Origin of the sequence: Rhodopseudomonas sp. BAL398, from assembly GCF_033001325.1 — a bacterium.
GTDB lineage: Bacteria > Pseudomonadota > Alphaproteobacteria > Rhizobiales > Xanthobacteraceae > JARJEH01.
The window spans coordinates 3,867,043-3,879,983 of the sequence record NZ_CP133111.1 but is presented as its reverse complement, the minus strand read 5'-3'; the positions used below and the strand labels follow the sequence as shown (position 1 = coordinate 3,879,983).

The following is a 12,941-nucleotide window of genomic DNA, read 5'->3' as shown; positions in this document are numbered from 1 at the left end:
CGGCTCATCGAGCCCGAGCTTTGCGCCCCTGCGACGAGGGGCGGGGGCGCGCCGCAAGGCGCGGATGGTGGTGGTGCTCGCGATCACTTCTTGCGAAGTCATCGCGCTCGCCTCTTTGGCGCGCCCACCGCGGCGTCTTGTCGGCGTCAGGCCCGTGCTTCCGGGGACAGGCGCGATGCTCCGCACCGCTTGATCCCGACGGTCTCCCGCCGTTCGCTTGTCCCGCGTCCAGCGAACTAACAAGTCGCAGGCTCTCGTAATGGAGCCGGACGGGGACCCGACGCCGCCCGGGGCCGTGCTTGCGAGGCACGACGCGCGGGCGCCGCATCCAATCCGGCTTCGCGGCTTGCGCCGCTGCGCCGGACCATTGACCCGGCTGGTTGCCCAGCCAGGTGATCTGCCCCGCTTCCCGACGCCTCGCGAAGCGCCCCTCTCACGGACAGGACGACGAGGATTTTATTCATAATAGGAATTTTGTCAAGAACGATGACATAGAAAACCGTGCGGGCCGTCGGCCCCGATCCCGAACGGCTTGCCATGCACGGGAAACGGATCGTCGCGGGCATTGCGCTTTGCCCTTCGCTTGCGGTGGCCTTCGTCCCTCATGGTGAGGAGCCCGCCTCTTGGCGGGCATCTCGAACCATGAGGCCGATCCCTCGAAACGCGCGCAAGAAATAGCGCGCTCCTCGGGATGAGGCAGAGCGGGTTGCCGCGGTTGGGCTAATTCAGCGTCCTTTTCCCCTCGGGGCTGTCCAGCGAAAAGGCCGGGACGTCGATCTCGAAGGGTTCGCCGCCGGCGGTGACCATCTGGTAGCGGCCGGCCATGAAGCCCGAGGCGGTCGGCAGCGGCACGCCGCTGGTGTATTCGAAGCGCTCGCCGGGCGCGAGCACCGGCTGTTCGCCGACCACGCCCTCGCCATTGACCTCCTGGGTGCGGCCGGCGGCGTCGGTGATCACCCAATGGCGGGTGCGCAGCTGCACGGTCTCGGCGCCTGCATTGGTGATCACCACCGTATAGGACCAGAAAAACTGTCGGTGTTCCGCCGACGAGCGCTCCGGCAGGAAGTTCGGCTCGACGGTTACTTCGATCTGGCGGGTGACGGCACGATACATTGGGGCTACTCGGGGCATGGCGGTCATCATAGCCAAAACCATGGCCGGAACCAAATTCTTGCCGGCTAAAAGCAGCCATCAAGGGCAGCGATCACCGTGGTTTCAACATAGTTCGGTTCTATCTCCGCAGCCGCCGCACGTCGCGGCCGAATTTTTGGCAGGGCAGGCGAGAGCGGGCATTCCAGGTCAGGCGGATCGGTGGCACCAGCAACACGGGTCCGGCGTGGCGGTGAGGCCGGCGTCGCCGAACCGGGGCTGCCGGAGTGCTTCACTCGGTTACCGCCAAATGGCTTGCTATTGTCGCGCAGATCGTCTCAGTCCTGCTGTCCGCCTCACGCGGCCTTGAGCCGTCCAACGGTGCCCGATGACGTCCGCCGCCGAACCCATTGCCGGAGCGTCCGCCGCCCTTGCGGCCAATGCCGATGCATCACCGCCGGTTGTAACGGTGCGGCCGCCCGCCTCAAAGCGCGAGCTGCGGCTCGATCTGTTCCGCGGCATCGCGCTGTGGCTGATCTACATCGACCATTTGCCGCCCAATGTGCTGACCTGGATCACGATCCGAAACTACGGCTTCAGCGACGCCACCGAGATCTTCATCTTCATCTCCGGCTACACCGCCGCCTTCGTCTATGGCGGCGCGATGCGCTCGCGGGGCTTCGTGATCGGGGCGGCGCGGATCCTGAAGCGGGTGTGGTCGATCTATGTCGCCCATGTGTTTCTGTTCACGATCTTCCTGGCGGAGATCTCCTACGTCGCCACCAGTTTCCAGAACCCGCTCTATTCCGAGGAAATGGGCATTCTGGATTTCCTCAACCAGCCCGACGTCACCATCGTCCAGGCGCTGCTGTTGCGGTTTCGCCCGGTCAATATGGACGTGCTGCCGCTCTATATCGTGCTGATGTTGTTCCTGGCGCCGATCCTGTGGATGATGCTGCGCAAGCCGGACTGGACGCTGATCCTGTCGGTGGCGCTCTACGCCGCCACCTGGCAATTCGACCTGCATTTGACCGCCTATCCGAACGGGGTCTGGGTGTTCAATCCGTTCGCCTGGCAATTATTGTTTGTGTTCGGCGCCTGGTGCGCGCTGGGCGGCGCGCGGCGGATGGCGCGGATTCTGGCGTCGCCGATCACGCTTTGGATCGCGGTCGCCTATCTGCTGGCGGCGTTCTACGTCACCCTGACCTGGCATGTGCCGCGGATCCACCATTGGATGCCGGGACTGATCGAGCAATGGATGTATCCGATCGACAAGCCCAATCTGGACGTGCTGCGTTTCGCGCATTTCCTTGCGCTGGCGGCGGTGACGGTGCGGTTTGTGCGCAAGGACTGGCGCGGCCTCAACTCGCCCTGGCTGCGGCCGGTGATCCGTTGCGGCCAGCACTCGCTGGAGATTTTTTGCCTCGGCATCTTCCTGGCCTTTGTCGGCTATTTCGTCCTGGCCGAAGTCGGCGGCGGCGCGCTGGCGCATCTGGCGGTCAGCGTCGCCGGGGTCCTGGTGATGGCCGCCGCCGGATGGCTGCTTTCATGGTATAAGAACGTCGCAGCCAAAAATGGAACCCAGCCGGAACGCGTCGGGCTGGCGGGAGGAGAAGCATGAAGGCCCGATCGATGGCGGCTGTGTTGTGGGCGAGTTTGGTCGCCGGCATTTGGGCGGGCGTTCCCGCATCGGCCGAGGAGGCGCAGAATTGCGACGTCCCGGCCTATCTGATCGCCACCGACAGCTCGCTCGGCAAGGTCGCCGCGGCGTTGAAGGCGGGTAGCAAGCTCGACATCCTGGTGGTCGGCAGCCGGTCTTCGAGCATCGCGGCGGCTGCGGGGGCCGCCTATCCGGGACGGTTGCAGTCCGAACTGCGCGCCAGGCTTCCCGGCGCGACGATCGACGTCACGGTGGATCTGCAGCCGCGAACCACAGCGCGGCAGATGGTCGCCGGGCTTGGCAAGCTGGTCGCCGAGCGCAAGCCGACGCTGGTGATCTGGCAGACCGGCACCTATGACGCGATCCGCTCGATCGATCCGGACGATTTTCACGCCGCGGTGGATGAGGGCGTCGCGGCGGTGCGCAAGGCCGGCGCCGACGTGGTGCTGCTCAATCTGCAATACAGCCCGCGGACCGAAACGATGATCGCCCCCAGCCCCTATCTGGACGCCATGCGGCTGGTCGCGCAGCAATACAACGTACCGCTGTTCGATCGCTTCGCGATCATGCGGCATTGGAATGAGACCGGGGCGTTCGACCTGTTCAACACCTCGCCGGGAATCGGCCTGGCGTTGCGCGTGCATGCCTGCCTGGCGCGCGCCTTGGCGACGCTGGTGATCGATGCGGCGCACGTCAATCTGTCGGAGTTGAGGATTCAGCGTTAATGAGTTGTGTCCGTTTGTTAGTCCGCGCTTCCGCGGCGGCCGCCGTCGTCGCCATGCTTATGCTGTCGGTGCCGTCGGCGCATGCGCAAACCGCCGATGCGGCGCCGACAAGGGGCATCGCCGGCCAGGCGCTCGACAAGGTCAAGCAGGTTGCCAAACAGGCCGGCGACATCTTCAGCCGGGTGCCGTGCCTGGCGCCGAAGCGCAACCACAAATCGATGGGCTCGTTGCCGCATGTGGCGAGCAAGCTGGTGGCCGGCGCGCCGGTGGTGATCGTGGCGTTCGGCTCGTCCTCGACCCAGGGCTATGGCAGCTCCTCGCCGGCCTTCAACTACCCGAACCAGCTCGCCGCGCGTTTGCGCCGGCAATATCCGGGCGCCGATATCAGCGTGGTCAATAGCGGCCGGGGCGGCGAAGACGCCCCGGAGATGATGAAGCGGTTGAAATCGTCGGTGCTCGACGCCAAGCCCGACCTTGTGATCTGGCAGGTCGGCACCAATGCGATTCTGCGCAATCTCGATCCGGCGGCGACCGCCAAGGTGGTCGAGGACGGCATCGCCATCATTCAGGCGGCCGGCTCCGATCTGGTGCTGGTCGATCCGCAATATGCGCCGCGGGTCAATGAGCGCGGCGAGACTGCCGGCAAGACCGTGCGGCTGCTCGGCAAGCTCGCCGAATTGCGCCGCGTCGGCGTGTTCCCGCGCTTCGAGGTGATGCGCGAATGGCACGAGCAGCAGGCGCTGCCGTTCGAGAATTTCGTGATCGCGGACGGGCTGCACATGAACGACTGGGGCTATGCTTGCTTCGCGCAATTGCTGGGCGACGATATCATCCGCTCGGTCGGGCAGATCAAGCTTGGGATCCGCGGGCCGTCCGGCGTGATGGCCTACCGACCGCTGTGACCGGACTTTGCCGCCGCCTTTCGCCTGACGCACGTCAGTAATGTCACGGACGAGGCAGTTCCGATGTGGATCATTCCCGGGCGCCCTTGCGTTCTGATGATCAGCACCGCCGCTCCGGCTTTTGTTCTGAGCGTCTTCTTCGCGCGCTACTCACTTCGCTCGAAAACGCTCAAATCCAGCAATTTGTGTCGGATATCGAACCGACGCTCCCGTCGAAATGACCTAGCTTTCATTCTTGCCGCTGGTCCTCGGCAGCGGGCCGGCGGGATGCGATCTGCTGTCACTGGAAACCAAGTTGGATCAGTCCATCGCTCTCGACGAGCTGGAAATCTATCGGCGGCTCCTGGCCGAGACCACCGACGAGCAGCAGCGCCGCAAGCTGCTGGTGATGATTGCCTGCCTGTTTGAACAGATCGAACTATCCACCGGCGCCGGCATCAAATCTATCGCAACCCGCATGAGAGGCGCCGATTTCACGCGGCTGAATTGATACGCGCGGCGATCAGCATGCGTGACCAGCGGGCCGGGCGATGCCCGGCCCCTTCCGGCGCTTCTTGAGCAGCTACGCCTGCGCCAGCGCGGCGTGCAGATCCTCGATCAGATCGTCCGCATGTTCCAGCCCGGCCGAGAACCGGATGAAACCGTCGCTGATGCCGAGCTCGGCGCGGATTTCGGGTTTCAGCCGCTGATGCGTGGTGGTGGCCGGATGGGTCACCAGGCTGCGGGCGTCGCCGAGATTGTTGCTGATCTTGATCAGCTTGAGCGCATTGAGAAAGCGGAACGCGCCGGCCTTGTCGCCCGCGACCTCGAAGCCGACCAGCGTCGAGCCGCCATGCATCTGCTTCTTCACCGTGGCGGCCTGCGGATGATCGTCGCGGCCGGGATAGATCAGCCGCGGAATCTTGGGATGCCCCGCCAGCGCGTCGGCGATCTTGGCCGCGGCGTCGGTCTGCTGCCGCACCCGGATCGCCAGCGTCTCCAGCCCCTTCAGCAAGATCCAGGCGTTGAACGGCGACAGCGACGGGCCGGTCTGGCGCAGGAAGGTCTGGATGTGCTCGTCGATGAAGGTCTGGCTCGACAGGATCACGCCGCCGAGGCAGCGGCCCTGGCCGTCGATGTGCTTGGTGGCCGAATACACCACCACGTCGGCGCCAAGTTCGAGCGGGCTCTGCCACACCGGGGTCGCGAACACATTGTCGACCACCAGCCGCGCGCCGCCCGCATGGGCGATCTCGGCGATCGCCGAAATATCGAGCACGTCGAGCGTCGGATTGGTCGGGCTTTCCAGGAAACAGGTCTTGGTGTTGGGCCGCATCGCCTTCTGCCACTGGTCGAGGTCGAGCCCGTCGACCAGCGTCGATTCGATGCCGTAGCGCGGCAGCAGATCCTCGACGACGTAGCGGCACGAGCCGAACATCGCCTTCGACGCCACGACGTGGTCGCCGGCGCGCAACGGCGCCAGCATTGCGGCGGTGACCGCGGCCATGCCGGTGGCGGTGGAGCGCGCCGCCTCGGCGCCTTCGAATTCCACCATCCGCTGTTCGAACGCCGACACGGTGGGATTGGAGAAGCGGGAATATTGGAAGCCGGGATCGTCGCCGGTGAAACGCGCCTCGCATTCTTCGGCCGAGGCATAGACGAAGCCCTGGGTCAGGAAGATGGCGTCGGAGGTCTCGCCATATTGCGAGCGCAGCGTTCCGGCGTGCACCAGCCGGGTTTCGCGGCGATAATTCGTGGTCGATGGAGCCTTGATCGTGGACATGCGTTCTCCTCGTGACCATCCTGGCGATGGCCACAAAAAACCGGCCTGGAAAAATTCCACAGGCCGGGAGCACACTGTCCCCGGCCTGTTTAGCGACTTATTTAACGTGGCTGCAAGCCGGCCGGCTCAAATCACCACGGGATAAGTCCTGCTCATAATCCGCAGCACCCTTTCCGTCAAGCCGGTCATCGGATAACCGATCGGAGTTGCTGTTTTAAGCCGTCTGGATGGCATGGCAGCCATCCGAAGGACCATTGCCTTGCCGTTTACCTTGCCACCCAATGCCAATGGGATCCTGCCCGACCGCATGATCGCGGCGATGGCCGATGCCGGCCTGATCCTGCCGGAATATCCCTTCGTCGAAAGCCAGATCCAGCCCGCCAGCCTCGACCTGCGGCTCGGCAGCATCGCCTATCGGGTCCGCGCCAGTTTCCTGCCCGGCCCGCATTCGACCGTCGCCGAACGCATCGACGAATTGAAGCTGCACGAGATCGACCTGTCCGACGGCGCGGTGCTGGAGACCAATTGCGTCTACATCGTGCCGCTGCTGGAAAGCCTGGCGCTGCCGCAATCGATCGTCGCTGCCGCCAATCCGAAAAGTTCGACCGGCCGGCTCGACGTGTTCACGCGGGTCATTGCCGACGGCACGCGGCGGTTCGATATGATCGGCGCCGGCTATCACGGCCCGCTCTATGCCGAGATCAGCCCGAAGACCTTCCCGGTGCTGCTGCGCGAGGGCTCGCGGCTGTCGCAGGTGCGGTTTCGCACCGGCGACGCCATCCTCGATGCCGACGAACTCGATGCGCTGCATGATCTGGAGCGCCTGGTCGATGCCGATGACGCTGATCTCAATGGCGGTGTCGCGCTCAGCGTCGACCTGTCGGGCGAGAATTCCGACGGCTTCGTCGGCTATCGCGCCAAGCGCCATACCGGCGTGGTCGATATCGACCGCCGTGGCGGCTACGCGGTCGGCGAATTCTGGGAGCCGATCGCGGCCCGGCCCGACGGCACGCTGATCCTCGACCCCGGCGAGTTCTACATCCTGGCCTCGAAAGAAGCCGTCCAGGTGCCGCCGGACTACGCCGCCGAGATGGTGCCGTTCGATCCTTTGGTCGGCGAATTCCGCGTGCATTATGCCGGCTTCTTCGATCCCGGCTTCGGCTATGAGGGCGCCGGCGGGCTCGGCTCCCGGGCGGTGCTGGAAGTGCGCTCGCGCGAAGTGCCGTTCATCCTCGAACACGGCCAGATCGTCGGCCGCCTGATCTACGAAAAAATGCTGTCGCGCCCCAACGCGATGTACGGCCAGAAGATCGGCTCGAACTACCAGGCCCAGGGCCTGAAGCTGAGCAAGCATTTTAGGGCGTAGGCGATCTATGCCGGTCGGGCTCGATCCCGCAATGCCGTCTGCAGATACCGAATCGTCTCTTCAATCTGCGTGAGGCGTTCTTCAATTTCCTGAACCGTGACGCGAGCTTGCGTCGCAGGATCGTCGGACGGATAGCGAAACGCGGTTGCCCAGGGCGTGATTGCCGATATCGCCGCATACCTTGCCTTGAGTGGATCCGCGTTAGGCACGAGATCCGCAAGTGCCACGAGGTCATGGCCGCGCCCGCCCTGACGCGGGTGGGAGATCCGAAGATCGACCAGCCGCGCCTTGATGGCCTTCTCGGCCGCTTGCTGCGCGAGATATGCGGCTTGCGGAAGCGATGCGGGCGGAAGGAGCAACCGCCGCGCGGCCACGGCATCGCTGGTCGCAAGATCGAGCCAGGTGGTCGGATCGCTCGAACTCATGGCGACAACGCTGGCTCGACTTTCTGGTAGATCACCCGTCCGTCGCGGTCGATATCATGGCTCAAGCTGGTGGGGTCATGTCGCGCCGTTTCGAAGGCGCTGCTGCGAAGCGGCGCGATCTGAATCGGTATCCCCAGATCTGAGACCTCGCGCCACAGCGAGATCGGCGTGAACATTCCGGCCGCGATGTCGTCGTTCAGGATGACGCAAAGGTCGAAATCGCTATCCTCGGAATGGTCGCCACGCGCCCGGCTGCCGAACAGGATGATCCGTTCGACCGGCGCGAAAGTCGCCAGCCGCCGCACGGCCTCGCGCAGCCGCGTATCGGAATCGATCTCGGGGACGACGTGGCTCATCTTTCCAGCATAGCGGCATTCCCGGCGAAAATCATCAGTCCCGCCGGCGCCCGGAACGGGCGGACAAACCCATGCCAATCCGCTTCGCCTCCGCTATGCTCCCGCTCAACAAGAGCAGGGAGCAAACATGCCGACCACATCCGAACCCGCGGCCGATCCGCAATGGCGCGGCTGGCGCAGCGTCGCCGAGCTGTACCACGCTTATTTCACCGGATTGATCCTGACATTGGTGACGCGGCGCGGCACCGCGGACGCGGCCGAATTCGTGTTCCGGGTGTTTCGCCGCCAGCAGCAGGAGCGCTTCCTGCCTGGCCTCGTCAAGCTCGGCCTCGACGGATTGCCGCCGGCGGTTGCCGCGGCGCAGTATCACTATCTGTCGAACTGGATCGGCGGCGTCCATGTCGAATACATCTATGAGACCGACCGCAAGGCCTGGATCCGCTATCCGCCGCCGCGCTGGATCTGGCGCGGCACCGCGATCTGCGGCGTGCCGGGCGAGGTGTCGCGGGCGATGCTGCGCGGCTGGCACGCTTATAATGGCGTGTCGCTCGGCCATCCCAATATGGGCTTCGTCTGCACCAAGCAGAGCGTCGAAGGCCAGGACGGGCTCGAGGGCTATTACTGCGAATATGATCATCCGCTGGAGCCCGAGCAGCGGCTGGTGTTTGCGCGCCACCTCGAGGCGCCGCTGTTCGATCCGGCGAAAGCGCCGGCGCTGCCGGTCGACAGCTGGCCGAAGGCGCGGCTGGAGAAAGCCTATCGCAACTACGCGATGGAATATGTCCGCAGCGCGGCGCCCGTCGCGGTGCAGCTGTTCGGCCCGGTCGATGCCGGATATCTGCTGCATCTGACCGGCAAATTGATCGGCATGCAATACTATGACGAGATCGCGCCGGGGCTGGGCGCGGATATCGGCGCGGCGCGGGTGGCCGCGAGCGGACGCGACGCCGCCGGCTTCGCGCGACTGTTGCAGGCTTTGCTGGTCGCGCAGGGCGATGAGGCGAGCCTGCTGACATCCGGCGGCGGCGTCGATGTGCTGCAGCAAAGCTGGACGCTGATGGCCGACGTCGGCGACGCCCACCCGGCCTGTGCGCAAGCGCTGCGCGGCCTGGTCGAGGGCCTCGCCGCCGGTTGCGGCCGCCACATCACCGTCGATCTGGCAAGTGCGGCCGGCGCGCCGCCCTTCATCTGGTCGATCCGCTGAGCGACCGATGGCGAGGATGAGGCCGGCGCCAGTTTCGCCCTGCGAACCACGCCGCCAATTCGACAGCCCCGCAATGCGTCGCGCACGCATGGCGTCGCGCCTGATCGGTGCTAGGAAAATGCCAGGCACGGCATTTTGAATCGGGCCGGCGGGGGAAACGCATGTCCGAGATCGCCATTGCCGAATTGCCGCCCGCGGATGACGAGCCGCCGCTGCCGGCGATCGCGGCGCCGTCCAGGAACGTGTTGCTGGACGGGCCGATCCTGTCGACGCTGCTCCGGCTGGCCTGGCCCAATGTGGTGGCGCTCAGCGCCGGGACCTGCGTGGTGATCGCCGAGACCTCCTATATCGGCCGGCTGGGCACCGAAGCGCTGGCGGCGATGGCGCTGGTTTTTCCCTTCGTGATCCTGACCATGACGATGTCGGGCGGCGCGATGGGCGGCGGGGTGTCGTCGGCGATCGCCCGCGCGCTCGGCGCCGGTGATGTCGCGCGCGCCGGCGCGCTGGCGTCGCATGCGCTGCTGATCGCGCTGTGCTTTGGTCTGGTGTTCACCGCGATCATGGTGACGTTCGGGCCGTCGCTGCTGGAACTGCTCGGCGGCCGCGGCAATGTGCTGGCGCGGGCGGTCGGCTACATCCAGATCTTCTTCGCCGGCGCCATCGTGCCGTGGCTGATGAACACGCTGGCGGCGATCCTGCGCGGCACCGGCAATATGAAGCTGCCGTCGCTGATGATTCTGAACTCGGCGGTGCTGCAGATCGTGCTCGGCGGCATTCTCGGCCTCGGCCTCGGCCCGGTTCCGCAATATGGCATGCGCGGCGTCGCCGCCGGAACGCTGATCGCGTTTTCGGTCGGCTCTGGCGTGATGGCCTGGTACATCTTTTCCGGCCGCGCGCGGGTGACGCCGTTGCTGCGCGGGCTGCGGATCCAGCGCGGGATGTTCTTCGACATTCTGAAAGTCGGCGCGGTGGCGTGTTTTTCGCCGCTGCAATCGGTGCTGACCATCACCATTTTCACCCACATGCTGGCGCAATTCGGCACCGCGGTTCTGGCCGGCTATGGCATCGGGGCGCGGCTCGAATTCATGCTGACCACGGCGGCCTTTGCGATCGGCATCGCCTCGGTGCCGATGATCGGCATGGCGATCGGCGCCGGCCGGGCCAGGCGTGCGCGCAACATCGCCTGGGCCGCCGGGCTGCTGTCGTTCCTCTTGGTCGGCGCGGTCGGCACATTGATCGCGTTCTTCCCGGATCTGTGGGTCGAATTGTTCACCGAGGATGCCGGTGTGCGCGCCGCCAGCCATCAATATCTGATGGCGGCGGCGCCGATGTATGCCTTTATCGGGCTCGGGATCTCGATGTATTTCTCCTCGCAGGGCGCCGCCAAGGTGCTGGGCCCAGTGCTGGCGCAGACCGCGCGGTTGATCTTTGTTGGCCTCGGCGGCTGGTTTCTGACGTCGCACGGCGCCAGCGCGGCGAACTACTTCGCGCTGGCCGCGGCCTCGATGGTGCTGCTGGGCGTGCTGTCGACGCTCAGCGTCATGCTGACGCGGTGGGGCCCCAAAGGCGGCCAGCTGCCGGATATTCGCCCGGCGCTGTCATAGCTCACCGGTGCCGGCGATGGCGCCGATGATGCTTGCGATGGCCGCCGCTGTTGGCCAGCCCGATCAATTGCGGGATCAGGCTCATCATCTCGCCGCCATTGCCGCCGAGCATCGCCATCGCGTTGCCGCCGCCGAACCCGCCGGCATCGATGCCGCCGAAGCCGCCGGGCGAAACCCCCGTGGCGCCGGGAAAGCCGCCGGGCACGCCGCCCAGATCTGCGCCGCCCAGACCTGCGCCCCCCGGATCTGCGCCGCCATTGTCCATCATCTTGCTCATCATCGGGCCCACCGTCTTCATCAATTGGCCGAAGCGACGCTTGCCCATCTTGGCCTTCATCATTTCGAGCATGGGCGCCATCTGGGTCATCATGTCTTCGCCGCCGCCACCGAAGCCGGCAAATTGGGCCTTGGCGGGCGCGCAGGACAGGGTGAACAGCAATATCAAGGTGGCCGCCTGGCAGGCGACCTTGTCAGCACCGGTCATGGCTCTGCTCCGTGGTGCGCCGCGCCGCGGTGGCGGGGCTGATGGGACGCACCCGGCGATCCTGGCCGCGGCAGACCGGGATTTCTGTGAGAAAAATCACAATGGCGCCGGATTGCCGGCCGGTTCCGCGCAAATCGGCTCGCGCCGCGCGGACAGGTGCGGCGGCGAGGCCCTTGGCGGATCGCCCGGTCTCGGCTATGGGATGCAGAGCGAACCTGCCGGCCAATTCGGCCCGGCACGGCCAGCCACGCGGGCGTAGTTCAATGGTAGAACGGCAGCTTCCCAAGCTGCATACGAGGGTTCGATTCCCTTCGCCCGCTCCAGTCTTTCATCAATCAAATCATCGCCTTGGGAATGTCTCCGCGGACTCGCCTTGGGCATTGCTCCGGGCCGGCGACGCCGTGACGGCGCGCGCGCCTCAATCGCCGCGCGACAACACGAAGATGCCCGACGATCGGATCATCTCGGCGGCGCTGGAAAGGCGCGGTCCGAGGTCGGTCTCGAAGTAGTCGGGATCGGCCCGATACATCGGAACGCCGCAGGCGATGGCGACGCAAAGCCCATCCGCCGTCCGCCCGAGCGGCGCCGCGACGGCGACGAGACTGGGCCGCCAGTCGCCATAGGAAACGCAGAAGCCTTGCTGGCGGCAGCGCCCGATGGCCGCATCGACCTTGGACGAATAGGCCGCGAATTCGTCGGGGTGAAGCCCTTTGAGCTCATCGATCTTGGTGGCGAATTCGACGCCCCGCAGCATCGAGAGCAGCGCCCAGCCGAGGGCGGATCTGTGCAGCGGTCCGGTCTGACCGATATCGGGGATATGCGGCCAGCCCGGCGGATTGCCCGCGGTCTCGATGTGAACGAACAGATCTCCCGACATGACGCCGAGCGAGCAGTTGCCGGCGCACATCTGCGCCAGTTCGCGCATCGGATGCAGCACCTCATGGCGCCACGGCATGGCCGACAGCACCGGATAGTTGAGGGCCAGCAAGCGCGGCGCCAGGCGGAACGCTTCCTTGTCGTCGCGGCGCAGATAGCCAAGATGCATCAGCGTCTTGCACAGCCGCGAAACGGTCGAGCGGTTGAGCCCCAGGCGTCGCGCGATCTCGGCATTGCTCAACGACAGGTCGCTGGAGCTGAAGCAACGCAGAACTTCGATGCCGCGAATCAGCGTGGACGAGAGCGAGGGGTCGATCGAGGCGTCGAGCTCGCACAGGCCGTCGCCGTCCGACCGCTGCGGAGCGCCGCTTTTTCCAGATTTCATCAAGTCGTCCTCGTGTCTTCGCATTGTTATGCCTGACCGCCGTCAGCAAATCGACGTCGCCGTATCGCGATGCCGACCAGCCTCCAGGGCTACCAAGCAAGCG

At 65.5% G+C, this 12,941-nt stretch carries 13 protein-coding genes, 1 tRNA gene and 1 riboswitch; of the genes, 8 read left to right on the top strand and 6 right to left on the bottom strand.

Annotated elements, in window-relative coordinates; genetic code table 11:
* Positions 1 to 720 precede the first annotated feature (720 nt).
* Positions 721 to 1,113: a Co2+/Mg2+ efflux protein ApaG gene (gene apaG, locus RBJ75_RS18270; RefSeq protein ID WP_044404008.1), complete on the bottom strand. Its 393-nt coding sequence runs from the start codon at positions 1,111 to 1,113 to the stop codon at positions 721 to 723.
* A gap of 364 nt (positions 1,114 to 1,477) precedes the next feature.
* Here apaG and RBJ75_RS18265 point away from each other — a divergent pair, with 364 nt between their 5' ends.
* From RBJ75_RS18265 to RBJ75_RS18250, 4 genes are all read left to right on the top strand, one after another.
* Positions 1,478 to 2,710, top strand: coding sequence for an OpgC domain-containing protein (locus RBJ75_RS18265; RefSeq protein WP_044404005.1), 1,233 nt, complete (start codon positions 1,478 to 1,480; stop codon positions 2,708 to 2,710).
* Positions 2,707 to 3,474, top strand: a complete 768-nt coding sequence (locus RBJ75_RS18260) for an SGNH/GDSL hydrolase family protein (protein ID WP_234707279.1) — start codon at positions 2,707 to 2,709, stop codon at positions 3,472 to 3,474. The genes RBJ75_RS18265 and RBJ75_RS18260 overlap by 4 nt, the downstream gene beginning before the upstream one ends.
* 53 nt (positions 3,475 to 3,527) lie before the next feature.
* Positions 3,528 to 4,376, top strand: a complete 849-nt coding sequence (locus RBJ75_RS18255) for an SGNH/GDSL hydrolase family protein (protein ID WP_234707278.1) — start codon at positions 3,528 to 3,530, stop codon at positions 4,374 to 4,376.
* Positions 4,377 to 4,611: 235 nt separating this feature from the next.
* A complete protein-coding gene (locus tag RBJ75_RS18250; protein WP_044403999.1) occupies positions 4,612 to 4,866 on the top strand; it encodes a hypothetical protein in 255 nt (84 codons plus the stop codon).
* A 72-nt stretch (positions 4,867 to 4,938) separates the two neighbouring features.
* Here RBJ75_RS18250 and RBJ75_RS18245 read toward each other — a convergent pair whose 3' ends face one another.
* Positions 4,939 to 6,138 carry an O-succinylhomoserine sulfhydrylase gene (locus tag RBJ75_RS18245; RefSeq protein WP_044403996.1) on the bottom strand — a complete coding sequence of 400 codons (1,200 nt, stop codon included), beginning with the start codon at positions 6,136 to 6,138 and terminating at the stop codon, positions 4,939 to 4,941.
* A 68-nt stretch (positions 6,139 to 6,206) separates the two neighbouring features.
* Positions 6,207 to 6,286: riboswitch (SAM riboswitch) on the bottom strand.
* 111 nt (positions 6,287 to 6,397) lie between these two features.
* On the opposite strand from RBJ75_RS18245, the gene RBJ75_RS18240 reads away from it, so the two are divergent.
* Positions 6,398 to 7,504 carry a 2'-deoxycytidine 5'-triphosphate deaminase gene (locus RBJ75_RS18240; RefSeq protein ID WP_044403992.1) on the top strand — a complete coding sequence of 369 codons (1,107 nt, stop codon included), beginning with the start codon at positions 6,398 to 6,400 and terminating at the stop codon, positions 7,502 to 7,504.
* A 5-nt stretch (positions 7,505 to 7,509) separates the two neighbouring features.
* Here the strand turns inward: RBJ75_RS18240 and RBJ75_RS18235 are convergent, their stop codons facing one another.
* The gene (locus RBJ75_RS18235) at positions 7,510 to 7,929 is read right to left on the bottom strand and encodes a HEPN domain-containing protein (RefSeq protein ID WP_052628762.1); all 420 of its coding nucleotides are present in this window, start codon (positions 7,927 to 7,929) and stop codon (positions 7,510 to 7,512) included.
* On the bottom strand, positions 7,926 to 8,285 hold the full coding sequence (locus RBJ75_RS18230) for a nucleotidyltransferase family protein (RefSeq protein ID WP_044403989.1): 360 nt from the start codon (positions 8,283 to 8,285) through the stop codon (positions 7,926 to 7,928). The genes RBJ75_RS18235 and RBJ75_RS18230 overlap by 4 nt, the downstream gene beginning before the upstream one ends.
* Before the next feature lie 127 nt (positions 8,286 to 8,412).
* Here RBJ75_RS18230 and RBJ75_RS18225 point away from each other — a divergent pair, with 127 nt between their 5' ends.
* Complete coding sequence (locus RBJ75_RS18225) at positions 8,413 to 9,489, top strand: hypothetical protein (protein ID WP_044403986.1); 1,077 nt, start codon at positions 8,413 to 8,415, stop codon at positions 9,487 to 9,489.
* Between the two features lie 161 nt (positions 9,490 to 9,650).
* Positions 9,651 to 11,093: an MATE family efflux transporter gene (locus RBJ75_RS18220; RefSeq protein WP_044403982.1), complete on the top strand. Its 1,443-nt coding sequence runs from the start codon at positions 9,651 to 9,653 to the stop codon at positions 11,091 to 11,093.
* Between the two features lies 1 nt (position 11,094).
* Here the strand turns inward: RBJ75_RS18220 and RBJ75_RS18215 are convergent, their stop codons facing one another.
* Positions 11,095 to 11,577 carry a hypothetical protein gene (locus tag RBJ75_RS18215; protein WP_044403979.1) on the bottom strand — a complete coding sequence of 161 codons (483 nt, stop codon included), beginning with the start codon at positions 11,575 to 11,577 and terminating at the stop codon, positions 11,095 to 11,097.
* 249 nt (positions 11,578 to 11,826) lie between these two features.
* On the opposite strand from RBJ75_RS18215, the gene RBJ75_RS18210 reads away from it, so the two are divergent.
* A tRNA-Gly gene (locus RBJ75_RS18210) sits at positions 11,827 to 11,900 on the top strand.
* Positions 11,901 to 11,995: 95 nt separating this feature from the next.
* Here the strand turns inward: RBJ75_RS18210 and RBJ75_RS18205 are convergent.
* Complete coding sequence (locus RBJ75_RS18205) at positions 11,996 to 12,838, bottom strand: IclR family transcriptional regulator (protein WP_044403977.1); 843 nt, start codon at positions 12,836 to 12,838, stop codon at positions 11,996 to 11,998.
* Between the last annotated feature and the right edge of the window lie 103 nt (positions 12,839 to 12,941).